Annotated in this window: 31 protein-coding genes, 1 tRNA gene and 1 pseudogene; 17 read left to right on the forward strand and 16 right to left on the reverse strand. The window is 59.0% G+C overall.

Annotated elements, in window-relative coordinates:
* Nucleotides 1–586: 586 nt before the first annotated feature.
* Nucleotides 587–1,450: a transposase gene (locus B9N93_RS18310; RefSeq protein WP_254899428.1), complete on the reverse strand. Its 864-nt coding sequence runs from the start codon at nt 1,448–1,450 to the stop codon at nt 587–589.
* A 132-nt stretch (nt 1,451–1,582) separates the two neighbouring features.
* Between B9N93_RS18310 and B9N93_RS26460 the strand changes: the two genes are divergently transcribed.
* On the forward strand, nt 1,583–1,954 hold the full coding sequence (locus tag B9N93_RS26460; protein WP_085210740.1) for a transposase: 372 nt from the start codon (nt 1,583–1,585) through the stop codon (nt 1,952–1,954).
* Nucleotides 1,933–2,259: pseudogene (locus tag B9N93_RS26465) on the forward strand (transposase); the annotation flags it as partial. The gene B9N93_RS26460 and the pseudogene B9N93_RS26465, both read left to right, overlap by 22 nt.
* A 40-nt stretch (nt 2,260–2,299) precedes the next feature.
* Here B9N93_RS26465 and B9N93_RS18325 read toward each other — a convergent pair.
* The 7 genes from B9N93_RS18325 to B9N93_RS18350 form a co-directional block, all read right to left on the reverse strand.
* Nucleotides 2,300–2,602: a PIN domain-containing protein gene (locus B9N93_RS18325; RefSeq protein WP_085215672.1), complete on the reverse strand. Its 303-nt coding sequence runs from the start codon at nt 2,600–2,602 to the stop codon at nt 2,300–2,302.
* Nucleotides 2,602–2,853, reverse strand: coding sequence for an AbrB/MazE/SpoVT family DNA-binding domain-containing protein (locus tag B9N93_RS18330; protein WP_085215673.1), 252 nt, complete (start codon nt 2,851–2,853; stop codon nt 2,602–2,604). The genes B9N93_RS18325 and B9N93_RS18330 overlap by 1 nt, the downstream gene beginning before the upstream one ends.
* 198 nt (nt 2,854–3,051) lie before the next feature.
* Complete coding sequence (locus B9N93_RS18335; protein ID WP_085215674.1) at nt 3,052–3,870, reverse strand: DNA/RNA non-specific endonuclease; 819 nt, start codon at nt 3,868–3,870, stop codon at nt 3,052–3,054.
* Between the two features lie 203 nt (nt 3,871–4,073).
* Nucleotides 4,074–5,027, reverse strand: a complete 954-nt coding sequence (locus B9N93_RS18340; RefSeq protein WP_176225321.1) for a type I glutamate--ammonia ligase — start codon at nt 5,025–5,027, stop codon at nt 4,074–4,076.
* Entirely contained in the window at nt 4,993–6,315 is a 1,323-nt protein-coding gene (locus B9N93_RS25640) for a hypothetical protein (RefSeq protein WP_176225322.1), read from the reverse strand. The genes B9N93_RS18340 and B9N93_RS25640 overlap by 35 nt, the downstream gene beginning before the upstream one ends.
* Before the next feature lie 19 nt (nt 6,316–6,334).
* Nucleotides 6,335–7,705, reverse strand: coding sequence for a type IV secretory system conjugative DNA transfer family protein (locus B9N93_RS18345; RefSeq protein ID WP_085215676.1), 1,371 nt, complete (start codon nt 7,703–7,705; stop codon nt 6,335–6,337).
* A gap of 345 nt (nt 7,706–8,050) precedes the next feature.
* Nucleotides 8,051–8,491, reverse strand: a complete 441-nt coding sequence (locus B9N93_RS18350; RefSeq protein ID WP_085215677.1) for a helix-turn-helix domain-containing protein — start codon at nt 8,489–8,491, stop codon at nt 8,051–8,053.
* Nucleotides 8,492–8,567: 76 nt separating this feature from the next.
* On the opposite strand from B9N93_RS18350, the gene B9N93_RS18355 reads away from it, so the two are divergent.
* From B9N93_RS18355 to B9N93_RS18385, 7 genes are all read left to right on the forward strand, one after another.
* Nucleotides 8,568–8,816, forward strand: a complete 249-nt coding sequence (locus B9N93_RS18355; protein ID WP_125469053.1) for a hypothetical protein — start codon at nt 8,568–8,570, stop codon at nt 8,814–8,816.
* The gene (locus B9N93_RS18360) at nt 8,813–9,307 is read left to right on the forward strand and encodes a phage regulatory CII family protein (protein ID WP_085215679.1); all 495 of its coding nucleotides are present in this window, start codon (nt 8,813–8,815) and stop codon (nt 9,305–9,307) included. The genes B9N93_RS18355 and B9N93_RS18360 overlap by 4 nt, the downstream gene beginning before the upstream one ends.
* A 76-nt stretch (nt 9,308–9,383) precedes the next feature.
* Entirely contained in the window at nt 9,384–10,274 is an 891-nt protein-coding gene (locus B9N93_RS18365; RefSeq protein WP_176225323.1) for a BRO-N domain-containing protein, read from the forward strand.
* Between the two features lie 108 nt (nt 10,275–10,382).
* A complete protein-coding gene (locus tag B9N93_RS18370; RefSeq protein ID WP_085215681.1) occupies nt 10,383–11,102 on the forward strand; it encodes a hypothetical protein in 720 nt (239 codons plus the stop codon).
* Between the two features lie 3 nt (nt 11,103–11,105).
* Complete coding sequence (locus B9N93_RS18375) at nt 11,106–11,618, forward strand: hypothetical protein (RefSeq protein ID WP_085215682.1); 513 nt, start codon at nt 11,106–11,108, stop codon at nt 11,616–11,618.
* A gap of 11 nt (nt 11,619–11,629) precedes the next feature.
* Entirely contained in the window at nt 11,630–12,148 is a 519-nt protein-coding gene (locus tag B9N93_RS18380; RefSeq protein ID WP_085215683.1) for a hypothetical protein, read from the forward strand.
* Between the two features lie 9 nt (nt 12,149–12,157).
* Nucleotides 12,158–12,907: a toprim domain-containing protein gene (locus B9N93_RS18385; RefSeq protein WP_085215684.1), complete on the forward strand. Its 750-nt coding sequence runs from the start codon at nt 12,158–12,160 to the stop codon at nt 12,905–12,907.
* Here B9N93_RS18385 and B9N93_RS18390 read toward each other — a convergent pair.
* Nucleotides 12,899–14,554 (reverse strand): IS1634 family transposase, encoded by a 1,656-nt coding sequence (locus B9N93_RS18390; protein ID WP_085214819.1) that lies wholly within the window; start codon nt 14,552–14,554, stop codon nt 12,899–12,901. The genes B9N93_RS18385 and B9N93_RS18390 overlap by 9 nt on opposite strands.
* Before the next feature lie 52 nt (nt 14,555–14,606).
* Here B9N93_RS18390 and B9N93_RS18395 point away from each other — a divergent pair, with 52 nt between their 5' ends.
* From B9N93_RS18395 to B9N93_RS18430, 7 genes are all read left to right on the forward strand, one after another.
* Nucleotides 14,607–16,568 carry a hypothetical protein gene (locus B9N93_RS18395; protein ID WP_085215685.1) on the forward strand — a complete coding sequence of 654 codons (1,962 nt, stop codon included), beginning with the start codon at nt 14,607–14,609 and terminating at the stop codon, nt 16,566–16,568.
* A 6-nt stretch (nt 16,569–16,574) separates the two neighbouring features.
* On the forward strand, nt 16,575–16,778 hold the full coding sequence (locus tag B9N93_RS18400; RefSeq protein ID WP_085215686.1) for a hypothetical protein: 204 nt from the start codon (nt 16,575–16,577) through the stop codon (nt 16,776–16,778).
* 375 nt (nt 16,779–17,153) lie between these two features.
* The gene (locus B9N93_RS18410; RefSeq protein WP_085214993.1) at nt 17,154–17,726 is read left to right on the forward strand and encodes a BRO-N domain-containing protein; all 573 of its coding nucleotides are present in this window, start codon (nt 17,154–17,156) and stop codon (nt 17,724–17,726) included.
* Between the two features lies 1 nt (nt 17,727).
* On the forward strand, nt 17,728–18,153 hold the full coding sequence (locus B9N93_RS18415; RefSeq protein WP_085215688.1) for a hypothetical protein: 426 nt from the start codon (nt 17,728–17,730) through the stop codon (nt 18,151–18,153).
* Between the two features lies 1 nt (nt 18,154).
* The gene (locus B9N93_RS18420) at nt 18,155–18,382 is read left to right on the forward strand and encodes a hypothetical protein (RefSeq protein WP_085215689.1); all 228 of its coding nucleotides are present in this window, start codon (nt 18,155–18,157) and stop codon (nt 18,380–18,382) included.
* A gap of 57 nt (nt 18,383–18,439) precedes the next feature.
* A complete protein-coding gene (locus B9N93_RS18425) occupies nt 18,440–18,661 on the forward strand; it encodes a hypothetical protein (RefSeq protein WP_085215690.1) in 222 nt (73 codons plus the stop codon).
* Between the two features lie 10 nt (nt 18,662–18,671).
* Nucleotides 18,672–19,721, forward strand: coding sequence for a site-specific integrase (locus B9N93_RS18430; RefSeq protein WP_085215691.1), 1,050 nt, complete (start codon nt 18,672–18,674; stop codon nt 19,719–19,721).
* A gap of 68 nt (nt 19,722–19,789) precedes the next feature.
* On the opposite strand, the gene B9N93_RS18435 is transcribed toward B9N93_RS18430, so the two are convergent.
* The 5 genes from B9N93_RS18435 to rpsU form a co-directional block, all read right to left on the reverse strand.
* A tRNA-Ile gene (locus B9N93_RS18435) sits at nt 19,790–19,866 on the reverse strand.
* Between the two features lie 17 nt (nt 19,867–19,883).
* Entirely contained in the window at nt 19,884–21,698 is a 1,815-nt protein-coding gene (rpoD, locus tag B9N93_RS18440; RefSeq protein WP_085215692.1) for an RNA polymerase sigma factor RpoD, read from the reverse strand.
* 94 nt (nt 21,699–21,792) lie between these two features.
* Nucleotides 21,793–23,529, reverse strand: a complete 1,737-nt coding sequence (gene dnaG / locus B9N93_RS18445; protein WP_085215693.1) for a DNA primase — start codon at nt 23,527–23,529, stop codon at nt 21,793–21,795.
* A 39-nt stretch (nt 23,530–23,568) separates the two neighbouring features.
* On the reverse strand, nt 23,569–24,018 hold the full coding sequence (locus B9N93_RS18450; protein WP_085215694.1) for a GatB/YqeY domain-containing protein: 450 nt from the start codon (nt 24,016–24,018) through the stop codon (nt 23,569–23,571).
* 16 nt (nt 24,019–24,034) lie between these two features.
* A complete protein-coding gene (gene rpsU / locus B9N93_RS18455; RefSeq protein WP_085215695.1) occupies nt 24,035–24,268 on the reverse strand; it encodes a 30S ribosomal protein S21 in 234 nt (77 codons plus the stop codon).
* Nucleotides 24,269–24,369: 101 nt separating this feature from the next.
* Here rpsU and tsaD point away from each other — a divergent pair, with 101 nt between their 5' ends.
* The gene (tsaD, locus tag B9N93_RS18460) at nt 24,370–25,383 is read left to right on the forward strand and encodes a tRNA (adenosine(37)-N6)-threonylcarbamoyltransferase complex transferase subunit TsaD (RefSeq protein ID WP_085215696.1); all 1,014 of its coding nucleotides are present in this window, start codon (nt 24,370–24,372) and stop codon (nt 25,381–25,383) included.
* On the opposite strand, the gene B9N93_RS24930 is transcribed toward tsaD, so the two are convergent.
* Nucleotides 25,287–25,769 carry a hypothetical protein gene (locus B9N93_RS24930; RefSeq protein WP_176225324.1) on the reverse strand — a complete coding sequence of 161 codons (483 nt, stop codon included), beginning with the start codon at nt 25,767–25,769 and terminating at the stop codon, nt 25,287–25,289. The genes tsaD and B9N93_RS24930 overlap by 97 nt on opposite strands.
* A 44-nt stretch (nt 25,770–25,813) precedes the next feature.
* A complete protein-coding gene (locus tag B9N93_RS24935; protein ID WP_125469054.1) occupies nt 25,814–26,218 on the reverse strand; it encodes a hypothetical protein in 405 nt (134 codons plus the stop codon).
* Nucleotides 26,219–26,227: the final 9 nt, after the last annotated feature.

Raw genomic sequence — 26,227 nt, forward strand, 5'->3', positions numbered from 1 at the left:
CAACGGATCATGCCGGGGCTGGCCGCTAACGGCGAGTTGGAGCGGTTCACCCTCACGACCTGAAGGCCAAGGGCATATCGGATACTGCGGAAGGGGAGCGCCGGGCCGGCGCCGGACACATGGACGGGCGGATCACCGAGCGGGTTTATAACCGGAAGTTTGTGGAGCGACAGATAGCTTGATAAAGCCGGGATTGGCCGGTGTTGCGCGGGATTAAGTGGGATCAACAACTTAGCGGGCTGGGCCGCGCGGCTTGCGACACATAGATTCCCGCCTAGGGGATCCGCTGCGCCACATAATTTGATAACGCCGCCGAGGGGCATTGGCGGCATTGGAAGGGCATGTAAGGCCGCTTAATACCACACTTCGCGACCCGCTGTCTGTGAACTATTTCCGGTGCCTCATCACCTATCAATTTCGCATGGCCTCGCCAAAATTGGGCAAAGGCATGTCGTTTTGTAGGCACCGTCTTAGGTAGCGCAAGCCCCGGGTGAACCAGGAAACCAAGCTGCGGCGGAGCTTCCTGAAGCTCCAGTGTCCGGCTTCGGTTTGCAACCACGCTTTTTTTCGAGCGGCGTCGGGCGGTTCAAGGCGTCGTCCCGCCCCACCGGACGCACCACCCCATGGCCAGCGACATGACGAGGATCAGGCGCTCCAAACGGTCGGCGTGTTCCAGTTGCGAATCCTCCAACTCGAAGCCCCGGCCCTTGAAGTCCGAGAACATCGGTTCTATGGACCAGCGCGCGGCGTAGTCCAATACCGCCGCCCGCGTCGGGGCGCAGTCCATCGCGATGATCCAGGGCTCGGGATGGCCGGGTTCGTGAAGGATGCCCAGGTGGGTCATCACGCCGCAGGCGAACAGCCGCACTCCGGGCAAGTAGCGTTCCGCCACGTCCTGTGCCAGATCGCCGGTGGTGGTTTCCTCCCCTTCGCCGGTGTCCGCCAGCACATTGCGTTTCAGCCGTAGCCGGTAGCCCCATCCCTGGGCACCCAGCCAGCCGAACAAGGCCGCCGAGGGATAGAACCGGTCCGCCGAAAGCATTACGTTCGCCCCCAACGGCAACCAAGCCAGAACCCGTTCCAACACCCGCCGCTGCCCCTCGAAGCCGATGTTGGCCGACCCTTCTTCCGCCAGCCACGCCAAGGGCAGCGCCCGGTCGCCGACCCGCACGCTCACCATCAGCACCGCCATCCGCTCCCCAAGGTCGGTCTGGTCCATGCTCAACAGTATGGTTTGGCCGTTCCGCGCGGCCTTGGCCAGTTCGGCCCGCGCAAACGGCTCCATCACCACCGCCGTCTCCAGTAACGGATTCTTCAACAAGCGCCTCAGCCATTGCTCGCGCATGTCCTGCCGGTCCGTCGACAAGGGCAGCAGATTCGCCAACTCCACCGTGTTCGGCGTCCGCCCCTCGATCATCGCTCCCACCACCAGCGCCAGTTTCCGGACCACCGTTTTGCGTAATCCAGGAAGAACCTGTTCCAGTCCACGCCGCACTTCCTCGGCCAGTTTCTTTAGAAACTGTCTGGCAAAAAGGAATTCATGTAGAGTCAAGCCCCCGTTGATTTTCCAAGGTTCCCCGACATGAGCTATCCGAGCGACCTGAGCGACGAAGAATGGTCGTTGATCGAACACCACTTCCGCCCGAAGGACCGGCGTGGCAATGCCAGCAAGCACCCGCGCAAGCGGGTGGTGGACGCCATCCTGTACGTGGTGGAGGGCGGCATCAAATGGCGGATGCTGCCGAAGGACTTCCCGCCCTGGCAGACCGTGTACGACCATTTCAGCCGTTGGAACAAGGCCGGGGTCTGGGAAACGGCCCTGGACGAGATCAACGCGCGGCATCGAAAAAAAAGCATCGGGCCGGTTCCCCGAGCTACGCCATCATCGACTCGCAGAGCGTCAAGACCCAGTACGCCAGCGAGGAGCGGGGGATCGACGGCGGCAAGCGCGTGAAGGGGCACAAGCGGCACATCGTCGTGGACGTCCTGGGCCACCTGCTGCATGTCGAGGTCCACGCCGCCAACCTGAGCGACACCGTACGCGGCTGCGAAGTCATGCGCCGGGCGGCGGAGAAGCATCCCGGCATCGAGGCATTCTCCGGCGACACGGGCTATCGCGGCACGGCGGTCGAATACGTGGAGGAAAAGCTGGGCTTGGTCCTGCACATCTCGCAAAGGATCGTGGACGGCTTCGCCGTCCTGCCGAAACGCTGGATCGTCGAGCGGACGTTCGCCTGGTTCGGCTCGTTCCGCCGGTTGAGCAAGGATTTCGAAACCCTTACCGCCACCGCCGAGAACGTTATCCGCATCGCCATGCTGAACCGATCAATTCGCCGCGCCGTTCCAAGTCGGCGCGGATCGATCCGTACAGTTCGGCGGCGGGTTCATCGAAGGGCAAGACCGGCACTTGTTGCCGCAAGGCCCGGAGCCGCGCCAGGTTCGCCGCCACGGCTTGGCTTTTGGCGGCACCGTGCATCAACTCGGCGAAGGTGATGGCCGACATGCACAGGCTGTCCGGCGCGGCTTGTCGGAAGCGGGCCAGGACTTCGGGCGGTTGGGTTTTGCGGATATAGATGCAGATGTTGGTGTCCAGCATGTACATCAGAAGCTATCCCGTTCCTGTAGCGGTGGCTGTTCCCGGCCTTCGGCCATGAAATCGTCCGACAGGCCCGCCAGCAGGAAGAAGGCTTCTTCGTAGCCCGCGTTGGTAGTCGGCGTGGCGGTGGTGGGTTTGGGCTGGGCTTCGAGGTCGTCTTGCAGGAGCAGGATGACTTCCAGGCGCTTGTGCTGGAATGGGGCGGGCACCGGGATGGCGACCGGGGCGTCTTCGTAGGTTTGCCGGATGGCTTGCATGGGGGGAACTCCTAAAAGCCAGGGGTGGCTGGTGGAGTTTTCGCCGATTCCGGGGCGCTTGGCAATGGGGCCGGGAAGTGAACCAGGGCGGGCGGGCAATCTTAGCTGGGTTATTGGCCCGTTCAGCGCCGATGAATGCGGCGTAATCAGCGGCATGGAATCCATGCGATTAGCCGCGCTCATCGCACCGGCCACGGCCTATCCCTTGTCGCATCCCACCGGCACGACCCATGACCCTTTCGGCTTCGTGGTCCTGGCGTCGCCGGTGACGGGCAGTTTCTCCCCCGTGCGCCGCTCGATATCCGCCACGGTCACGAGGTAGCCGTCGAGCTTGGCCTTCGTCGCGTCCTGGGTGTTCGGCACGATCCAGGCGATGGCGTTGCCGTTGCCGCGCACCACCACTTTCCAGAAGGCGTCCGGCGTGCGCACGCCATGGCTTTTGACGAACAGGTCGTTCGCGGCGTTGTTCCCCCAGATCACCCCGCCCAGGACCAGCAACTCGTCGATATCCCGGTAGCATTCGATGATTTCCTCGGTCAGCAGCCACGCGCCCCGGTTCATGTTCGAGGCTTGCGGGAGGATGTTGGTCATGTAGTTGGATTGCTTGATCGAGACCCGGGAGGCGTCCAGGTGGTTCGCGGGGACTTGGTGGCCCCGGTCGTAGCCCTGGCCGTAGGCGGCAGCGCTGGTCTGTTGGCATTCCTTCGGCACGCTGGGATCGAGCTTGAATTCTTCGGCGCGGGGTTCGTGTCCGGTATCGCGCTGGGCGTTGTAGCGGAACTTCACCGCCGCGCGTTCCTTGCAGTCCAGCCAGACGGTGAATCCCTCATAGTTGAGCCGCAGCAGGCCGCCCTCGCGCACGGTCTCGGTCGGTGGCAGTCCGGCCTTGCCGGGCGTGGCCTGGGCGGGTGGTTGCGGCGTGGCCGGGGTGGGGATGGGACGCTGGGTGTGGTGTCCCCCGCCACAGGCGGAGAGGACGGCGGCAAGGAGCAGGGGTAGGCAGCGGATGGGGCGCATGGCGTGGACTCGACGGCAAAAGCCGGGGAGTCTAGCTGAAAATGGAGGCCGGGTAGTTCCGATAAGCGCCGCGTTATTTAGCGGGAACCCTCGTGCTGGTGGACGCCATCGAAAGCAACCACTGGCGGGGCGGCGGCGCTTGATTAAACTTGCATAGGGACATGAAATCCGTGCGATTACGCTGCGCTAATCGTACCTATAAGCTACAATTCCTTCCACAGGCATATTCCTTTTTTCATAAAACTATTTAGCGCGAGATCGAAGCAATTAGGTAGTTTTGGTAGCCCCAAGATTGGGTTACTTGGAAGCCCATAGGTTTTAGAAAATTGAGGAAAACAAGCACGTTTAAGACCATAATAAGTGCCAATAAGTATAGCCGAAATAATATATTTGATACTGGCACTGCCACCTGCAACGCGGTGTTCTATCCGCCGAGCTTCAGGCTGAACCGTACTTGGGGGAATACGGATTGCAGCGGATCGATTATCTGCCCCCCAGGAAATCCGAGTTGGTGAAAAAAACATGTTTGGAAATGGTGGCTCAATATAGCGTTGATAACACATGGAGGTAGGTGCAAAGGCTACCATTAAATCGGGCAGGGTGTGTAGGAGTCCTGCGACCACATGAAGCATCAACAAGGATTCTGACCTTTCAGTTCCACTGTCTTTCTTAAGCACATTACACCCTTCATCATTGTTTAGGGTTAAATGCACATGAATACCATTCCCTGGTTGCTCAGATATTGGTTTAGATCGCCCATCAATATGTAATTTACTATACGATACAAATTGATCCAATATGTACATTATGCGAAAAACAGTTTCCATCAAGCCAATAACATCAGATGTTGGATTGGTAGATATCTCAAACTGACCCTCCCCTGATTCTGGTGTAATTCTTTCAAACAGAGTTTCGCGAGCAAGGATTTCTGAGACTGCCTTTAAGTCTATGGAATTTTTTTCCACTAAAATCCCTTCTCTTTTAATATAAAACTCCTTTTCAATTGCAATTATTGGAGTGAGATTAAACTCCGCAATAATGCGTAACGCCACATCTGTTGGATGAGGTAAGTGAGCGAGAGCATCCGCAACTACTGGCGAAATGTAATCAACTTCCACCATCTTATCGATGCCTTTCAGTTTCAGGCTTTTTGTCAAGGCTGTCCGCCTCATGGCTAGTATGACTATATGAAGGTTCCTGTTTCTGTTCGGGTTTGTCAGACTTGCCTTCTGCCTGTGGAGGGACCTCAGTTCCTTCATTCGGTACGTGAGGTGCACGACCATCTTCAGCCATCCTACCGTCATCGCCGAAAGCTAGAATCCGCATGTCTGTTATACGTTTTCTAATCAAATTTGCCTTTTCGTAAGCACCAAGCTTTTCGAGAAGTAAAACGAGATCACGCAAGTCAAAAACGGAGGTCGTTGGCCCTTCTACTGCCTCTAGTATTTTGAAAGCCTTATTAAATTGACCTAAATGTATCAAATGTTCGGCGTTAAAAAGCATTTGCTGGGTTTTAAAAAGGCGAGCATAAGCGCTTTCTCGCGCAACGGTAGCATATTTGTCCGAGCGTTTATAATCCCTAATAATGGCATACGCTAACGATAATATGTTAGCCGCATGCCATCGATAACGCTCTGAAATTGGATTAGGATTTTTAATAAAAGGCCATGCCTGATACAGTTTCTCACGCGCAAGTATTTTAGTTAAAATATACATCTGTTTCTGCGCTGTCTGCAATGCACCAATCCGCAAGAGAATATGAATATAATCAGGGTACATTACATACGCATTAACTCCCATTTGCTCAATATAGCGCGTCAAGAATTCAGCTCCAAGCGCATAATCCTCAAGCCACACCTCACAGAACGATGCAATTTCAAGGAAATCTTCAGCCGTACCCCGGAGTGCAAATTTGTCATCCCTAGCATCTTTTTTCGTACCTTTACGTGAGCAATATTCAAGATATTCATACAGATGAAGGTACTTTCCTTCCCTTAATAAGCTATAGCTGGTACGCAGTATACCCCGCACGCTTTCAGTTTCGACGATAATATCGCGCTCGGAAATAACATCAAGCCAAGGGTGGCGCTCGGAAATACTTGAGAGTTTCGCGCTCACTTTCTCTGCTTTGTCGATGGTCTGGCCTATCTTGAGTTCAGTTTGCTCATTTGCAAATTTCTGGATTTTATCTAGGTGCTCCTGCTGATGCGTCGATAAGCTATCTACTTTACTTTCCAAAGATCGCCATCGATCAACAAATAGCACACTTAAAATCAGGCCAATTGCTACGGAAATGATTTCTGGATCCTGTAGAAAGTTAGCTTTATTGGTGACACTGTCACCACTAGCTATTTGGTACAAGCTAACAATTAACGTGACAACAATTAATATTATAACTATAGTAATTCCAGCATTAATTATAAACCGGCTTTGATCTTTAAACATTTTGCCCCCTCTTGTGACATTACACATGCATACGCAAGGAATTTGATGGAAAGCCATCGTTAACTAGCTTTTTTTGGCGCTGCTTTGCAAACAATGGATTCTCGTCAAACCGCCCAATGAAAAAACCATCCTCCAAATAATTCATAAGCCGCAAAAGCTTTGGTGCTTCGTTAGAAAGAGACAAAACCTGTTGTGTTTTGTCGAGTTGAACCAAGTCCATTGGTTCGTACCTCCCTATAGTTTCAGCTATGCGTACTGAATCAAGGTTACGCGATACGCCAAACGCCTGAAATACCCCACAATTATTTATGATTGTAGGGTAATCGAGTGAGTAAAGAGATTGGAGTTGAGAGAAGTCCTGAAAAAACATCCATACTTGGAGACCATAACCACGAAGTAGCGTTATAGCTTTTTTCAACGCGTCGAGTCGCCCTAACTGTGCGCATTCGTCGAGAAGAAACAAAGTTCGTTTTAATGGCTTTTCTTCGCGTTCCATGATTTCATTGAGTAACGTTGCCACCCATAGGCGCAAAAGGATTGCATGCGAAATCAACTTTGATGGTGGTATTACAATATACAATGTATAATTATTGTTATTAGATATATTAGGAGATCTAGATGATGTACTTAGGTGTTTATTTAATTCAGTTGATATAAAAGGCGTCAAAAAACTATGTGCTGTCGATAGAATGCCAGAGCGCTCCTTATCCGCCCTTTGCAGGAATGCGGCAATTGCTTTGTATGGAAAAGTATTTTTTAGAGAAGTAATAGTATCTAGCGCAACTGCAAGATTGTAGACAACATCATCGCAGTATAGGTAGTCCATAAACTTTTGAAATGACGCTGATTCTTTCTTCTCTTTCGCTTGAAAAATAATTATACCAAGTACGCCTGCAATTAGAATTTGTGCATTTTGACTCCAGAAGTCGTCAACACCGTTACTACCATCGCCAGCAAATATTGACGCTAACATGGTTAGCTGTGTTTCTATATATCCACGATTATTAGCTATCAGATCAAGTGGATTGAGGGTGGCTCTATCGACCCCTACCCGCTCAAGAGTGGCGTTTGATATTACTTCAAATGGGTCGAGGACATAAATACTTTGCCCTAAAACCTGCCTGCGATATCGTGCCGTAACAGCAAAATTCTCACCTTTTGGGTCAATCGTAATAACTGGTCCTGCATAATGTAATAGATTGGGAATTATTACTCTTACCCCTTTACCCGAGCCGGTCGGCGCAAACGTGATGAGATGGCCATCTTTCGGATAACGTTCAGCGGTACTTATATCGGTGAACCGGTGCGAATTGCGAGATGCAGAAAATGGACGATTTTTATTGCTAGACATCCCTAAAGGCCAGCCCAACAAGAGATTTAAATTTTGCATAAGTTTGATTTCACACCAAGCAATATAGATTTATATATAGGTAATAATTAAAAATCACTTATACCGAAGCCGCGCTCTCCTTCTCATCTCATCTCGCCTTAACTCATCCAGATACTGCTTGAAACGCTTCCCTCGTTGACCATCTTCAACACTATAGGTCGCTTGCAGATGTCTTCTATTTGATGCGCCAGCATCATCGAGCTAACGGGGCTTTCCTCAGCCGACTACGGGAGTAGCCTTCATCCACTCCATGCTTGACCCTCTAAAATTAGATACATCATACAAGTACACTGTTCCCCATCCCGTCAACGTAACTATTTCCCTTCCCAGCCCGCTACGAATTCGCTATCTTTGGCGCATTTTGTCATCACCTGTCTTGCGCCGAAGCTCGGCTATTTCCCGCTCCATCTCCTGCGCCCGTTTAATTTTTTGTAGGTCCACCTGGATCTCGTCGAGCCCTCGGTCGTCGTCGATCCGCTCCACGATCTGCTCCACCATCGTCATCACCAGCGCCTTGCGCCGGGCCAGCGGATCTTCGGGCGTGGGTTCATGGGTATTCTTTCCATCATCCCTCAACATTGACCCATTCCCTGTGAGCAACCAATCGGTATTTATGTCGCCATAGCGACCAGCAATCCCACTAAGCATCTCGATAGATGGCTTGCTCTTTCCATTCTCGACTTCAGACAGGAAGCTTCTCGACACGCCAATAGCATCGGAAAATTGCTTTTGATTCAATGTTTTGTATTCGCGTACAGCGGCTATCCTGTCCCCAAATGTCGTCATACAGTCAAAACCTCTTACTTGTTGTCGATATGGCGACTATTCTCTTGCCCATATGAACACTGAGCCTACCCAACCCATGCACCCCATACAAGCCCTGAAACCGCTCCTGGATCAGCGCGAGGATTTCAGCCTGTACGCCTTCGCCAAGTCCGAGCAATTCAACTACCGCACGGTCAAGCAAACCGTCCAGCGCTGGGGCCACCGCACCGACAAGGAACCCCACGGCGGCACGGCCAAGCAGATCATGGCCCGCCTCCGGGCGCGGCTATTGGACGACGCCCAGGCCGGAGCGGCCACGGCAATATCCCCGGAGGATTGCCAGTGACCTGCGCCTACACCCACATGAACCCGCTGGACGCCCTCTACGTCACCGCCTGCGAATACCCAGGCGGCATCGAAGCCCTATCCCAGCGCATGGGCAAAACCCCGAACGTCCTCCGCAACAAGCTCAGGCCCGCTATCGACACCCACCACGTCAACCTGGAAGAACTCTCCCAGCTGCTCGACTTCCTCGCCGAGGCGCGGATGCCGAACGCCGCCCTGCCGCTACAAGCCCTGTGCTGGCGGCATGGCTACGCCCTGGTGGAACTGCCGGAAATCGAAGCGGACGGCGACGGCATCTACCGCCAGATGTTGGCGAAGCTGCGGGAGGATGGGGAATTGGCGGCGGACATCGAGCGGGCCATGGGCGACGACAAGATCGACGCCAAGGAACTCGACCGCATCGAGCGGTCGGCGATGGAAAGCTTGGTGGCCCACCTCGTCCTGTTGGAACAGATCAGGGCCAAGGCGCGGGCCGATGCGGCCCATGCGTGAATGACAAGGATGTCCAGTTCGCTCCATGAGTCCCCGGCGGCACGCCGCGCCGGGGTTTTTTAAAGAGGAACCGGATATGCAACAGCAAGAACTACTGCCTTTTGAATTCCAGGGTTCCATCCTGCGGGTGGAGCGTGACGAGGACGGCGAGCCGGTGTTCCACGCTGGCGACCTCTGCGCGATGCTGGGTTATGCCAACCCCCGCGATGCCGTTGCCCAACACGTCGAGCCATGTGATGTCGTAAAACGCGACGTCACATACCCCGACGCAACGGGCAAGCAGCGGAAGACCCAGCTTGAAAACTGGGTCCGGGAACCCGGCCTGTGGTGCCTGATCCTGGGCAGCCATGCGGCGAACGCCCTGCCCATCCGGCGCTGGGTCACTGCCGAGGTGCTTCCAGCCATCCGCAAGACTGGCGGCTACCGGGTCAAGGACTCCGCCGCCCGGCCCAAGACGCCGAGCATCGCCCAGCAACTGGCCGCCCATCCGTTACGGCTGCGCCTGCTGAACGAACTCGAACGCGAGCGCAACCCCGAGAAGCGCGAGGCGATTCATCAGCAACTCGCCCACGCTTCCGGCCTGCTGGGGCTGCCCACGCCGGACAAGGACAAAATCGGCTTCGACCATGTGCCCGAGCCGGTGCCGTCCATCGTCCAAGAATTCTGGGAGGTCTACGACTTCCTGGGCGGCTCGGCCAAGCTGAACCACGCCATCAACGCCCAATTCATCGCCATCAACTTGACCCATTTCCAGCGGGTCGCCGCTGCCGCCAAAGTCAAGATTCCCCCACTGTCCGATCTGCGCCGCGCCTTGGTCGATTCCCTCGATCCGCGCTACGTCGGGAACAAGCCGGTCCAAAGCCGCCTGCACCGAGACCACAACAGGACCGCCCAGGCCGGGCAATGCCTGCCGGAGTCGATCCGGTGCTGGCTGTTCGAGCCGGTCCAGCCCCCGCCGCCCTCCTAAGCCAAACAACGCGCTCCCCGGCGCGGACCTAACGGACCCCCTGTAAACGATACCCGGCACCGGGCATCCCGGTGCCGTTCGATCCCCCTTTGCCCCAAGGAAACCACCATGAGCAAAAAGACCCAAGACTCCCCCGACGACACCAGCCGCCCGGAAATCATCCTGGGCATCCTGGCGAACGCGGCTATGCCCCTGACCCGCACCGAAATCTGGGAACGCGCTCCCAAATCCGCGTTCGACACCGAGCGGTCCTATGGCAGCGGCCAAGTGTCCGCCGTATTGAGCCGGCTGCAAGCCGGAGGCCGGGTGGTCGGCGAGACCGAACCCGGCGACGGCATCAAGCGCTGGCGGCTGGCCGAATCCGCGCCGTCCGTGGCCGAGCCGGAGGCGACACCGTTCGACGAACCCGCCACCGAGTCCGAAACCTTCCTGGAACAACAACCCGCCGCCGCCGTGGACCATGACGAGGCCGAAGCGTCGCCGACCCACTTCCCCAGCCACCTCATCGAGGAAGACGAGGACATCGGCGCGTTCGTCGATGTGCCGGACGCGACGGCTCCGCAACCCGCTGGCTGCCTTGCCGAATTCAGCCCGGCCCCTATCGCTGCCCCCGCCAACCCCGATCCCTTGGGCGACTCGGATTGGCTTTCCCCCGTGCGCCGCCTCCGCCTCCGGCTGAACCCCATGCCGGTCACGGACCTGGCGCGGAAAGGGGAACTCCTGCTGGAACTAGCCGACGTGTTGGAAGGCGTGTTGCCGTCCGGGCACATCGACCTGCTGGCGTCCATCCGCGCCGACCTCCACCGCTTCGCCAACCTGGGAGCCTGAACCATGGATATCGAAACCCTGATCGCCTTGATCCTGGCGGACATCGCCGCCGACGCCGCCCTCAATATCGAGGAACCCATCCGCACCCCCGCCGAAGCCTGGGCGGTGATCCAGGAACGGCTGGATATTTTTTGGGCCGCGGTGAAGAACCCCCAGCCCGGCCCCACTCCCTACCGCCACTTGGTAGGTGTGGGCGTGGCCTGTGTCGAGAGCGCCCTGGGCTTGTACGGCTGGGGCGAACTGCCCGATGCGGCCCAAACCGCCCTATCCCAGGTTACGAGCCGCTTCGCGCCCAAGGTCGCCACCCTCCACGATGGCTATGGGCGGCTTGTGGCCATGCAGACCGATCTACAGGGCCGCGTCGGCCTCTCGATGCTGGGAGGCGATAAGGAAGCGTTCCGTACCGGCCTCCGGGCCTTGCTGGCCTGTGTGTTCGTAATCGCCGCCGACCTCGACCTCCGCGCCGAAGAATTCCCCGCAACCGGCGACGGCGAAACCGTCGCCCAGGCCGCTTGAGGAGGTACGCCATGTCAGCAACAGCCCACACCATCGAACGCGCTGCCGCCTTGCTGCCGCTCCCGAAGATCGAAATCGGAATGCGCGTCCGCATCGACTACAGCCATCCCGAGGCGCGGCAATACAAGCAACAGCGTCATACCGGACGGATTGGCACCGTGAACCGGGAAAACCCGTTTGGACGTGGCGGACTCATCGCCCAGCCCGACCGCGACAATTGCGCCGGCGGACTGTGGTACGTCCTCTTGGACGCCACCGACCGCCGCGAAGCCATCGAGGTTTGCATCTTGGGCGCGGCCCTGGTGCCGGTCGATCCGGCCCCGGAACCCGAATCCCAACTCAGCTTCGACCTCGTGATGGAAGTCGGCACGCCGGTCGAGTGGCGCGGCGATAGGGTCCTGTACTACGTGGGCACGGACGATCCCGTCTGGGTGAACATCGCCGAGGAGCGGCTGTGCGAGCCGGGCGAGGAGGATGGTGAAACCGGCGATCCTGGGTTCTACGAGCGCAACGAAGCGGAAGGGGAATAAGGCGCGGCCATGAACCCAGAACTCCACAACGCCATCCGCCGGCGGTTGGACCGCGATTTCCACTTCAAGGAACACGGGAAATGGTTGCAGGACGGCGAATGCCCGGAGTGCGGCAAGAAAACCCTGTACACCCCTGCGGATGGCCCGTGGGTGATCCGGTGCAACCGCATCAACCATTGCGGCTACGAACGGCACATCAAGGAGCTTTACGACGATCTCTTCAACACCTGGAGCGAACGCCACCCGAAAACCCCGGAGAACCCGAACGCCGCCGCCGACGCCTACCTCCGGGACGCCCGCGGCCTCGACCTCGCCAAGATCGCGGGCTGGTACACCCAAGAATCCTACTGGGATTCCACCCTCAAAATCGGAAGCGCCACCGTGCGCTTCCCCCTCCTCGGCATCGGCTACTTCGAGCGGATCATCGACCAGCCGCACCGCTTCGGCCACAGGAAGGCCACGATCCACGGAAGCTATAAGGGGCAATGGTGGGTGCCACCCGGCTTGGTGCTACACAGCGCCGAACGGATTTTCATCACCGAGGGCATCTTCGACGCGATGGCCCTGGTGCAGGCCGGGTATGCCGCCGTGTCGGCCCTGTCCTCGAATCACTACCCGGATCAGGCGCTCCAAGCCCTGGCCGCGCAATGCGCCGGGACGGGTCGCCCGGAACTGGTATGGGCGCTGGACTCGGACAAGGCCGGGAAGAAGTACACCCTGGAATGGGTGAAGCCGTCTTTCCGCACCCCTTCACGCTGAATTGGCATATAGCTCGGCGTAGCGGTTGCCGAGCAGGTCGAGGATTGTCCTGTGGTGGAGGTTGAGGCCAAGAACGAGGGTTTGGGAGTCCATGACTTTGAGCAGGCGGATGCCGGAAAAGTACTGGAAGACCCAGCGTGCGGTGGGGCACTGAGTGGCCTGGCCCTTCTGGTCGGGGAAGGATCGCTGGCTGATTTGCAGGGTCTGGCGGATCCGCCATTCGATGGCGGCGTAGATCAGCAAGCACAGGGTCATCACCATGAGCAAAGCCATCAGGCGGCGGGGCGATTTCAGGAACAGCGTGGAGGCAAGAAAGAGTGGGTCCTTCAAAAAACGGAATCCACGCTCGACCTTCTGTTGGCCCTTTTTGTAGAGGTCGATGACCCGGCCGTCGGGGAGCGCCTGGCCGTCCAGTTCGTTGGTGGCGACGATGAAGCAGCTTTTGCGGTCCAGCGCCTGGCGGTGGAGATCGATCCGGGAAGCCAGGCCCCCTTGGACGAAGTATTGGTGGGCGTCCGGTGGCTGGCCCTGGGCGGGACGCCCCTGCTTGGCGTAGCGGGGACGGGCGAGGACCTGGGCGTCGTGGACCGAGGTGAGCTTGTGCTGCTTGCGGAAGGCGCACAAAGCGGCTTCGGCGTCCGCCGCGCAGGCGAAGGGGGTCCTTTGGAGCCGGTCGAAGGCTTTCCACTCGGCCTCGCCCTGGGCCAGGTGCCGTTTGCCCAAGGCCTTCCCCGCGCGGTGGCGGGCGGCCTGGGTATGCACGACCAGCCAACGCTGCCGGATGCCGCCATGCGTAACGCACAGGCTCCGGAAGGCCAGTTCCTCCGGGCTCCGCGCCAGGTCGCCCGCCACCGCCAGGGTCAACTCGCGCGCCAGGCCGACGGTCTCCGGCACCCGGCTGATCCAGCCGAAGCCGTCCAATTCCCGCAGGGTTTCCCCGGTGTAGAGCGCGCTGTCGGCCACCAGATATTCCAGCCCCACGTCGGTCCGCAATTGCCCAACATGGGCCGACACCGTCTGGCGGAAGTCGGCCTGGTCGCTGCTGTTCCCGCCGAGCGCCTTCATGAGCAAGGGAATCCCGGCTTCGTTCTCGCAGATGAACTGCGCCACCACCTGGTTCAAATCCGGCCGGTGGTCGCGGCTGTACCCCTGGGTGACGCGGACGACTTCCGGCTCCTCCCCACCCTTGGGCTGGCCGTCGGTGTGCAGGCTGGTCGCGTCCAGGTGCCCCGTCCGGCACGCCAAGCCCAGCCGCTTCACCGCCTGCGCCGCCAGCGCGGCGAACAGTTCCGTGGGGCCGTACCGGTGGATGGCGTCCAGGGCGCGGCCCAACGCGTCGTCGTTCAGGTGCTCCGCGAGGACGCCCGGCCCCAGCAGCCGTTCCACCGGCTTGTCCTGGAAAAACCGGGGCATCAGGTACAGCGTCCTCTGCACGAACCCCAGGCCGTTCAGGATCATCGCCTTCACCAACACGCCCACCGACAGCTTGCGCTGTCCATGGTCCTGCGGAACCAGGCGGTCGATCAGTTCCACCAACCCCAGTTCATCGACCATCCCCGCCACCAAGCCCAGGTGATCGAGGTCCTGGACGGCATAGTCGGCGGCACCTCCTTCACCCGCCGCCGGGATCGAAACCGTCGAAGTCATGCTCCCTCACTCAGAAAAGGCCAAAGTGTAGGGCATGGGTGCGGAATGACGGGTGAAGCGTTCCCGCGCCGAAGGCTGGCCCACCCTCGCCGCGCAAATCCCGACCAAGGACGGCAAGAAGCTGGATTGGAACGACCTCCTACAGCGCGGCAAGCTGACCGCCGAACACATGGAGGAATACCTCTATCACGGCGCGTTGCTCATCGCCGCCAGCGCCGCCGACAAGGCCCGGCTGGTCTACGCCAAAAAGGGCTGGAATAGCTTCCACCTGGATTTCAATTTCCGCCTGTACTGGTTTTCGGCGGACCTGGAAAAGCTCAACAAGACCACCGAGGAGCTACGCAAAACCCACACCGATTGGGACGATGACAAGCTGAAGGACGAGGCCATCAAGGCCGCTGGCACGATAGAGGAAATCTGCGATTGCCTGCCCCAGGTCCTCTATTACATGGCCAGCGAAATCACGGACGACTACTGGTACTACGTCCGGGTGGAGTTCGACCACGGTGGCCCGCCGGTCAAGAGCGCCTTCACCGCCACCCAACTGCGCGAGAACACCGAGTTCCGCAAGCGCCTGTTCGCGGTCGCCGCCGGCGGAATCTGGACGGGCAAGCCAAACCAGCTTGAGCGCTGGCTGAAGCAGCAAACGCACGGCGTCCGCGTGGTGAAAACCATCGACTACGTGGGCTACGCCAAGGAATTCGGTGCCTGGATTTTCGCCGATGTCGCCATCCAAAACGGCAAGGTCTACCGGGCCAACGCCGAAGACTATTTCGAATTGGGCCGGGTCTCGGTCAAGAGCCTGTCCAAGTCGGTGGAACTCGACCTGAACACCGACCTGGCCGGGTTCTCGACCGATTGGCTCCCGCTGTTCTGGACCTGCTTCGGCGCCCACGGGTTGGCGGTCCTGTCCTTCTACTTCCTGTCCCTGTTCGCCGAACAGATATCCGCCAAGCTGAAGTTTTTCCCCTTCCTGGAAGTCATCGGCGAACCCGGTTCCGGCAAGTCCACCTGCATCGAATTCGCGTGGAAGTTGTTCGGGCGAATCTGGGAGGGATTCGACCCCACCACCTCCAACGCCGCCGCCGTCGCCCGCTATTTCAATCAGGTTTCCGGCCTCCCCGTCGCCTTGATCGAAGGCGATAGGACCGTAGACCAGGCCACGGGCCGTCCGCAGAAGTCTTTCGAGTGGGACTCGACCAAGAAGCTCTACAACCGCCGGGGTTTCAAGGCGCGCGGCGTCAAGAACGGCGGGAACGATGTGTACGACCCGCCCTTCCGCGGCACTTTGGCCGTGGTCCAGAACCATCCGATCCAAGCCGACAAGGCGACGTTGGAGCGCTTCATTCAAATCCCGTTCGACAAGAAAGGCCACACCGATACCACGCGGAACGCCGTCCGCAAGCTGGAAACCCTGGGCATGTCGGCCCTGTCCGGCTTCCTGGTGAAAGCCTGTTGCGCCGAAAAGGAGGTGCTGGAAACCTTCTTTGCCACCTTGCCCGAAATGGAAAAGCTGCTCGCGAAAGAACCCCTGCTGAAAACCTACCGGATCGTCATGCACCACGCCCTGTTGATCGCCGGTGTGCGGACCTTGCAGCGGGTTCTACCCATCACCGACGAACAATTCAGCGAAACCCTGTCGGTGCTGTTCTCCCTGGCCGTGAAGCGCCAGCGGGATATTTCCTCCGACCATCCGATCCTTGAAGCCTTCTGGGCATTGTTCCATGACATCGAGGACGCCGCGCCGGAAGACCAGCCCGCCCTGAACCACAGCCTGAACCCCAAGCTCATCGCCATCAACCTGACGGACTATGCCCAGTACGTCGGCAAGCATGGCTTGCAGTTCCAAGCTCCGAATATCTCCGATCTACGGCGGCTGTTCCCTGGTTCCACCACCCATAAATTCGTCGGCAACAAGGTGGTCGATTCCGCTGTCCGCAAGGCACACAACGCGAAATGCATGAATAGCCAGCGGATGAGCGAGTCGGTGCGTTGCTGGGTATTCGAGAGGTAGGCCGCCATGACCGTGAGCGTGTTTTTCGAGCTGTCCGACCGCTACGGCGATCCGCCGGTTTCCGGCGGCGGCTACAGGGTGGGTGCCCCCGGCGACACCACGGCGGACCTTGCCGCCGATCTGCGGCGGCGCTACGGCCCGCGCCTGGTGCGCATGGTCGATGACCAGACGGGGCGGGAGATTTCAACAACGGGAGAACAACAACGATGAGAAAACAACTCCGATTGAACCTGTCCAGCGAGCTGATGGTGGACCTGTTCGCGGGCGGCGGCGGCGCGTCGTCCGGCATCGAGCGGGCCACGGGCTTGACGATGCCTTCCATCCGGGCCTATGCTTTCCGCGCCGTCGCATTGCTGGCGGTCGGGTGTGGAAACCCGGATTGCATAGGCGCACAGCCCCCCATTCAGCGCCTCGGGCTTTTTTTATGCCCGAGCTGCGTCCTTCGAGTGTTGACGGGCGGTGCGTGGGCACGCTTCGGCGTGGCCGGGAACCTATGCCCCGGTTTTCCACCCCATGCACCGTCCGTCGCCCATTCTCCGTGGAAAGAGAACGCGACGGCTCCAACCATCTGCATAGGAGTCCGTTATGTCTAGTCACGCCCAAGTTGCGCCTATTCAGGGCGCGTCCGCACTTTCCGTTCTTGCCAATCCATTCCGCTTTCATGCCTTCGATGTTCGCACCGCCATTGGCCCCGATGGGGAACCGTGGTTTTGCGCGAAAGATGTTTGCGAAGCCCTCGATATCGTTTGGTCTGGAGGTTCCAAAACAATTGGAAACCTTCCTGATCGCTGGAAAGGGGTCGTAAATCTCCCGACCCCTGGAGGCGTGCAAGATACCTTGCTTATTTCTTTGGCGGGCTGTTATCGCCTGATTTTTAGGAGCAACAAGCCTATCGCCGAGGAGTTTGCGGAATGGGTCTGCGAGGAAGTCCTGCCCGCCATTCATAAATATGGCTTCTACGGCAAGCTCGACTTCAAAGACATGGACAAGAACGTCCGTCGCATCACCGAGTTGTGCGAGTTGCTTCCCAACACCAAGCACCCCTTCGACCGTACCCAGAAAATCGCCGAGTTGCGTTACCGCAGCAACATGATGGGATGGCCGATGCCGGACCTGAATCTGTTGGAAAACGGCCAAACCACGTTGGAGGGCTTCTGACATGGGTAGCCCGATAGACCAACTGTTTCCCCAGGAAACCCTCGCCGCGCTCCGCAACGCGCCGATGCCGCCCTACAAAGGCAGGGAACCCAGCGAGATCGAGCTTAAGCGCATCGAAAAGGCCATGGAGCAAGGCCGGTTCGACGAACTTCCCGAAGACCTGCTCGACTGGGTTTGCTTGCGGTTGATGCCCAGCCTTTTCCGTTATGGCTGCTATCCGCCACCCACGAAGGACGTGGACACGATCATCAGGGAAAGCCAGGCAATGCTCGCGATGATCGATGAATTGGAAGCCGCGCCGGACGAAGCGGCTCGGCGTCCGATTTTCGATCGGATCAAGGCGTTTTGCGAGGCGACGGGCCGGGAATATCCCGACGAGTCCCTGTTCGGCAAAACGATAGACGACCTCGCGCAGGAGGGTTTCTGATATGGAAGGCTCGCCCTACTACCGCCTGTCGGAAGAGCAGGAAGCCCGCATCGATAAGGTCCGCGGCTCCATGGCATTCATCGCGATGATGATCGACACCATACCGCCCGGCCATTCACCGCATATCGACGCGGATGGCCTCGCCTGCCTGCTTTCCATCCTCCTGGAACAGTTACCTACCGGGGCCGACCTGACCTATTCGTCCCGTCCTCCCGAAAACCAACCATAACCCATCCGGCCACAGGGACGTGGCGCTTTACCGCGAAATCGAAATGGAGCGTGTGGCGTGAACGCCGAAGCCAAGAATCCCAACCTGCTGACCGAACCCGAACTAATGGCCTGGCTCGGCTACAAGCGCCGCCTCGACCTCCTGGTGGCGCTGCGCGACCTGCGCATTCCCTACGCGCTGGGCAAAGGCGGCATCGTGGTATCCACAGTGCAGGCGGTCAACGCCGGGCTGTTGGGCACGGACGGGGTTAGAATGGAATCCGATCCCGTCGAATTCTGAGGCGCTCCCCATGGGCCGCAACCGCAAATCCAAAACCGACCAACGGCTCCCGCCTTATGTCTACCTCGCCAAGGGCCGGTATGTCTGGCGCGAATACAAAGACGGCAAGCTCGGGCGCGAGGTCGTGCTATGCCCTGGCGATACCCCTATTGCGAAAGTATGGGCCGCACATTCGGCTTTGATCGCCGAGGGCATCCCCCACCGCACATTGCGATGGCTATTCGAGCAATACCAGGCCAGCCCCGTGTTCCAGCGCTTGGCCGTATCCACCCGCGCCGATTATGCGAAATACGCCCGCCGGATTGCCGATTTCCCCTTGCGCAATGGCGACCCCTTCGGGTCCGTGGAACTCGACAAAATCACCCCCGGCACTTTGCGTAAATGGATGGACAAGCGCCTCGAAACCAGCGGCACGACCGTCAACCGGGAACTGGCGTTTATGGGCACCGCGTTCGGATGGGCGCTTGAACGGGATATTGTGAAAAGCAACCCGGCCAAGGGCGTGCGCAAAGAACCCGAGAAACCCCGCGACCGCTATGTCACTGACCACGATTACCAGATCGCCTATGCCGCTGCGGCGAAATATCCCTACTTGCAACCCATTATGGAACTGGCCTACCTGTGCCGGATGCGATTGTGCGAGGTGCTGGACTTGACGCGGGCCAACCTTGACGCCGAGGGCGTGCGGGTGGTGCGGCGCAAAGGCTCCAAGGCCAACTTGACGCTCTGGACGCCGAGGCTACGCGCCGCCGTGGACGCTGCCCAGGCGCTGTCCAGAAAGGTGGTGCCGATAGACGATGCGCTGGCCTACCTGATACCGGGGGATGGCGGAGGGCGGATGCGGGAATCCACCGTGCAAACGGCCTGGCAACGGATCATACCGGGGCTGGCCGCCAATGGGGAGCTAGAACGGTTCACCCTGCATGATTTGAAAGCGAAAGGTATCAGCGATACCGAGGAAGGGGAGCGCCGGGCCGGCGCCGGACACATGGACGGGCGGATCACCGAGCGGGTTTATAACCGGAAGTTGGTACCGGTGAAGCCGAGCGGAAAAGAGTAATTTTTCGGAAAGATTTTCGGAAAGAAAAAAGGCTTGCCCGGAAAAACCGCGCAAGCCTTTGATTTGCTTGGTGGGCCCTCAAGGACTTGAACCTTGGACCAAGGGATTATGAGTCCCCTGCTCTAACCAACTGAGCTAAGGGCCCTGAATGAAGCGCGTATTCTAATCCATATCGAGAAAACTGCGAAGCTGTTCCGAACGCGAAGGATGTCTGAGCTTACGCAAAGCCTTGGCCTCGATCTGGCGGATGCGCTCGCGGGTCACATCGAACTGCTTGCCGACCTCCTCCAGGGTATGGTCGGTATTCATATCGATGCCGAAACGCATCCTGAGCACCTTGGCCTCGCGGGCGGTCAAACCGGCCAATACCTGCTGGGTGGTTTCCCTAAGGCCCGCCACCGTGGCGTGATCGACCGGCGATAACACCCGCGAATCCTCGATGAAATCCCCCAGATGCGAATCCTCGTCGTCGCCGATGGGGGTTTCCATGGAAATCGGCTCTTTGGCGATCTTCATCACCTTGCGGACCTTGTCCTCCGGCATCTCCATCTTGGACGCCAGTTCCTCCGGCGAAGGTTCGCGCCCCATCTCCTGCAACATCTGCCGGGAAATCCGGTTCAGCTTATTGATGGTCTCAATCATATGGACCGGAATACGGATGGTGCGGGCCTGGTCGGCGATGGAGCGGGTGATGGCCTGGCGGATCCACCAGGTGGCGTAGGTCGAGAATTTATAGCCCCGGCGATACTCGAACTTGTCCACCGCTTTCATCAAACCGATATTACCCTCCTGGATCAAGTCCAGGAATTGCAAACCGCGGTTGGTATATTTCTTGGCGATGGAAATGACCAGCCGCAGATTGGCCTCGATCATTTCCTTCTTGGCGGTACGGGCCTGGGTTTCGCCGGCGGCAACGCGCCGGTTGATTTCGCGGATATCGCGGATCGACAGCCGATATTCCCGCTCGACCCCGACCAAACGGGCCTGCGCCGCCTGGATATCCTCGGCATAACCGGCAAGGGCGGCGGCATAGGGCTTGCCGGAATCCAACCATTGCCGGACCAGATCGGGGTCGGTTTCATGGCCGACGAAGCTGGCGAGGAATTCCGGCCTCGGCATCCGCGCCTTCTGCACGCAGCACTCCTGGATGATGCGTTCCTGCCCCCGGACCTTGTCGAAAGCGCCATGCAGGACGTCGGTCAATTCCTTGAAGAACTGCGGGGTCTTCTTGAACTCCAGGAAGTTCTCGGCCAAGGCGTCGCACGCCTTTTGGGTCTTGTCGTGGTGGGGGCCGTATTTTTGATGGGCGGCGAGAGCGGCTTTATGGCGCTTGGCGAATTGCTCCAGCTTTTGTTTCACCAACTCGGGGTCGGGTCCGGTCTCGGCATCATCGTCGGCGAGGATGCCGGGATCGGCTTCGGTATCGGCGTCCTCCTCCAAGGGCGGTTCACCGGCGGCGGCAGGATCGAAGAAATCGGAAATCAGGTCGGACAGGCGGATTTCGCCGGCTTCGACGGCCTCGAACGCGGCCAGGAAACGCTCCATCGCCGCCGGGAACCGCACCAGTTCGTGGGCGGCGAGGTTGATGCCTTCCTCGATACGCTTGGCGATACTCAATTCGCCCTCGCGAGTCAGCAGTTCGACCGTGCCCATTTCGCGCATGTACATCCGTACCGGGTCGGTGGTGCGCCCAAGTTCGGCGTCCACCGATGAGGCCAGGGTGGCCGCGACTTCCGCCGCCTCCTCCTCGTCGTCCTCGCTGAGGACCGTACCATCGGCGATCAGGTCGGCGTCGGGCACGTCTTCGTGGACCTCGATGCCCATGTCGTTGATCATGCAGATGATATCTTCCATCTGCTCGGGATCGACCAGATCGCCCGGTAAATGGTCGTTCACCTCGGAAAAGGTGAGATACCCCTGTGCTTTGCCCTTGGCGATCAATTCTTTGATCTGAGATTGTTGCTGTTCCAGACTCATCAACCCAACCCGCTCGGCTATTTATGGTGAGACTTTCCTATACCCAAATTCCCCATGAGTTCCCAAATCGCACAAACCTATCGCTTGCCTCCCGTTATTTGATTTCCCCCAACAAAGTCAATAATTCTTCCCGCTCCTCGGAGCTTAAGACCGTCAATGGCTTGCTTTGCAGTTCATCGTACCTCTGGGCTTTGAGTTGCTTTTCGAGCTTCAACAGGGTATCGGCAAAGACTTCCGGTATTTTCTCGGGCGACACCTGAGTATCGAAGCCCAGCAGCGCCGCGACGGTCCTGGCGTCCTGGGAATCCCGGAAATACTCCAGGATCGCGCCCGGCGTGAGGCCGGGGTGTTGGTCCAGCAGGCCGAGAATTTGGGCGGCGAGTCGGCCCCCTTTCCCGGTTTGGATCAGGTGCTGGCGGGTTGGTGCGGCGATGGCGGCGGCGAGCTGCGGATTTTGCAGGAGCAAAGCCAAACACAACCTTAACAAGGAAGGTGGGCCGCGCTTGCCGCCGCCACGCCGGGTTCCGACAAGCTTAGCCGAATTACGGGGCGATTCTAACGGCGTCTGGCCGGCCAGTTCCATCAGTCGTTTCTGCATCATTTCGCGCAGTTCGCCGGAAGGCATTTGCTTGATCAAGGGTTTGGCCTGATTGATGAGGCCCGCCTGGTCCCCGGTATTGCCGGCCATGGCCGTGAGGTTCAGCCCTTGCGTCAGCCGCTCGAAGAAATAATGCGAGAACGGCTTGGCGTTCTTGATCCGCGCCAGGAAAGCCTCGGTGCCTTCTTCCCGCACCAGCGAATCGGGATCGTGCTGCTCGGGCAGGATCAGGAAGCGCAATTGCCGCCCATCGCGCAGGGCGGGCAGGCTGGCTTCCAGGGCTTTCCAGGCCGCGTTGCGCCCCGCCGTGTCGCCGTCGAAGCAAAACACCAATTCGCCAGCGTAGCGGAATAACAGGTTGATGTGGTCGCCGGAAGTGGCGGTGCCGAGCGTGGCGACGGCGTTGGGGATGCCGAACTGCGCCAACGCGATCACGTCCATATAGCCCTCGACCACCAGGACGAATTCGGGTTTCCTGACCGCGTTCAGCAACTCATAGAGTCCATAGACTTCGTGGCTTTTTTTAAATGTGGCGGTTTCGGGGGAATTCAAGTATTTGGGCACCCCATCGCCCAGCACCCGCCCGCCGAAGCCCACCACCCGCCCGCGGCGGTCGCGGATGGGAAAGACCACGCGGTCACGGAACCAATCGTAGGCGGTGCCACCCTCCTTGACGGTGACGAGGCCCGCCGCCTTCAGCGTGTCCAGCGGGAAATCCTGGGGCAGGACGCGGTAGCCGGGTGGGGCGTAACCCAAGCGATAGCGTTGGGCGATCTCGCCAGTGACGCCGCGGCCTTTCAGGTATTCGACGGCGCGGGCGGCTTCGGGATGGGTTTTGAGCTGGGTTTGGTAGCAGCGGGCGGCCCAATCCAGCACGGCGTATAAATCGGCGGTCGGTTCCGGGCGCGGCGTGTCGGGTTTACCGGGGCGCGGTTCCTCGGGGATTTTGAGTCCGGCCGTATCGGCCAGGGTTTCCATGGCCTCGCGGAAACTCAGGCGGTCGTATTCCATCAGGAAGCCAATGGCGTTGCCGCTGGCCCCGCAGCCGAAGCAATGATAGAACTGCTTGTCGCGACTGACCGAGAAGCTGGGGGATTTCTCGTTGTGGAAGGGGCAGCGGGCTATGAAGTTGCCGCCCGAGCGCTTGAGGGGAACCCGCGCGTCGATCAGTTCGACCAGATCGACGCGGGCGAGGACTTCTTGGATGAAGTGTTCGGGAATCTTGCCGGCCATCGTTCATGATCCGGCGGGAGGCACGGTGCCCTGCGGCAGTCAGGCACCGAGCAGGCTTTTGACCCTGGCGCTGACCACGGTCATATCGGCCCGGCCCTGCATCTGGGGTTTCAGCACGGCCATCACCTTGCCCATGCCGCCGACGCCGGTGGCGCCGGTTGCGGCCAGCGCGGCCTGGATCAAGGCGTCGATCTCGGCTTCGGTGAGGGCTTCTGGGAGATAGGCTTGGATCACCGCGATCTCGGCGCTTTCAATCGCCGCCAAATCTTCGCGGCTACCCGCTTGGTATTGGACGATGGATTCACGCCGTTGCTTGATCATCTTGTCGAGCAGGGCGACGACCTGGGCATCGTCCAGGCTGATGCGCTCGTCCACTTCGCGCTGCTTGATCGCCGCCATGATCAAACGGATCACGCCCAGGCGATCCTTGTCGCCGCCTTTCATGGCGGTTTTCATGTCGGCTTGCAGGCTTTCTTTGAGGGAACTCATGGCGGGGAATCCAGGATCAGACTTGCGGACGGCCTTTGCGGAGGTTCTGCAGGGCGAAGCGTTCGCGGGAGAGCTTCTTCAGGTGGCGCTTGACGGCGGCGGCGGCTTTGCGCTTGCGCTCTTCGGTGGGCTTCTCGTAGAACTCGCGGCGACGGACTTCCGACAGGACGCCGGCTTTTTCGCAGGCCCGTTTGAAACGGCGGATGGCGATTTCAAACGGCTCGTTTTCTCTGATCTTGATCGAAGGCATGTAGCTCCCCAAAGGGTTGATAGGAAATTGACAGCCGGATATCCCGGCCCCGAATTAAAAGGGGATAATTATACGCTCTCGGCTCACGAAGGCAAAAACCAATGTTCGTACTCGGCATCGAAACCTCCTGCGACGAAACCGGCGTGGCGGTCTACCACCCGGAACAAGGGCTGCTCGCCCATGCGCTCTATAGCCAAGTGAAGACCCATGCGGAATATGGCGGCGTGGTGCCTGAATTGGCCTCCCGCGACCACGTCAAGAAGCTGATTCCCTTGATCCGCCGGGTCTTGGGCGAGGCGGGGCTGACTCAGCGGGATTTGGGCGGCATCGCCTATACGCGGGGGCCGGGGCTGGTGGGCGCTTTGTTGGTGGGGGCCGCCGTGGCCCGGAGTCTGGCCTGGACCCTGAATATCCCTTGCGTCGGCGTCCACCACATGGAAGGCCATTTGCTCGCGCCGTTATTGGAACCCGACGCGCCGGAATTCCCGTTCATCGCGCTGTTGGTGTCGGGCGGACATACCCAGTTGGTGGAAGTGGAAGGCATAGGCGGCTATCGCATCCTGGGCGAATCGTTGGACGACGCCGCCGGGGAGGCTTTCGACAAGACCGCCAAGATGCTGGGCCTTGGGTATCCGGGCGGCCCGGAAATCGCCAAGCTGGCCGATGAAGGCCGGGCGGACCGCTTCGATTTCCCGCGCCCGATGACCGACCGGCCCGGCTTGGATTTCAGCTTCAGCGGACTCAAGACCCACACTTTGACCACGCTCGCCACGACTGAAGGCACCCGCCAGGATAAGGCCGATATCGCGGCGGCGTTCCAGGCGGCGGTGGTGGATACTTTGTTGATCAAATCGCGGCGGGCCTTGCGGGAAACCGGGTTGAAGCGCTTGGTGGTGGCGGGCGGGGTCAGCGCCAACCGTCTGATGCGGGAAAAGCTGGATGATATGGCGCGGAAGGAAGGTTATCGGGTGTATTTCCCGCGCTTGGCTTTCTGCGGGGATAACGGGGCGATGATCGCCTATGCGGGTTGCCAACGCTTGTTGGCGGGCCATGTGGAACCGGCGGAAATCCGGGCGCAGCCGCGTTGGCCGTTGACCGAGTTGACGCCGCCGTAGCTCATCCAGGTTTTACCGGGTTGGACGGAAAGGCCCAATAGGGCCGTGACTTCGCATGCGGCGACCTTGCGCGACCCTTCCATGAAAAAGCCCCGGGTGCCGACGGCAATGCGCTGCCTATGCTGGGAAACCCAGTCTGGATTGACGATGAACATCAAGGCATCGCCTTCCATTGGAACTTCCCCTTCCGGCCAGACCGAACCCGCCGGATCGATGAATTCGGGCCAGATCATGTAGAGGCGATCACGCCGGGGATCGTCATCCGCATATAGGAAATCCCAACGGGTATGCTGGCGTGGCGGGGTACTCCGCCCCCCTTCGGCAGGACTGAAAAAACGATAGCGGACATGGAAATCGGGTTGCCGGTGTCCGCTATAGGTTCGCATGAACGCCGCCCCCTATCGCAGAGTTAGGCCGAGCCAGCTTGGCTTTACCAGCGGTTGGGCTGACCACTTAGCCACCTCATGCGATTGTAGTACTGCGCCTCATTGATTTCCCAGCGCATAGTTCTTGTACCAGAAATGCGTTGTGTGTATCCCTCAACGCCACTGCATGCTGGGCCAGTTTCAGCCACAACAGCCTTGTTGCCCATGACAAGCTTCCATGCAGGACAAACGCGCTGAGCGATATGCAACACATCAACAATGAGTTCGGGCCAAGTTCTTGCGCGGTGTTCGACTAGAAAGCTAGTGTGTTCGACCCTTTCTTCCCACATGATGAAACGTTCACGCTCCAACTCCAGAGCGGTAAAACCCGCGAGCCGCTCTAACTTTTTCAAGAACACTCCATGATGTGGGCCGACATACATCACCGACCAATATGATTGAAGTGCCATAGCGAGCAC

Origin of the sequence: Methylomagnum ishizawai, assembly GCF_900155475.1 — a bacterium.
GTDB lineage: Bacteria > Pseudomonadota > Gammaproteobacteria > Methylococcales > Methylococcaceae > Methylomagnum > Methylomagnum ishizawai_A.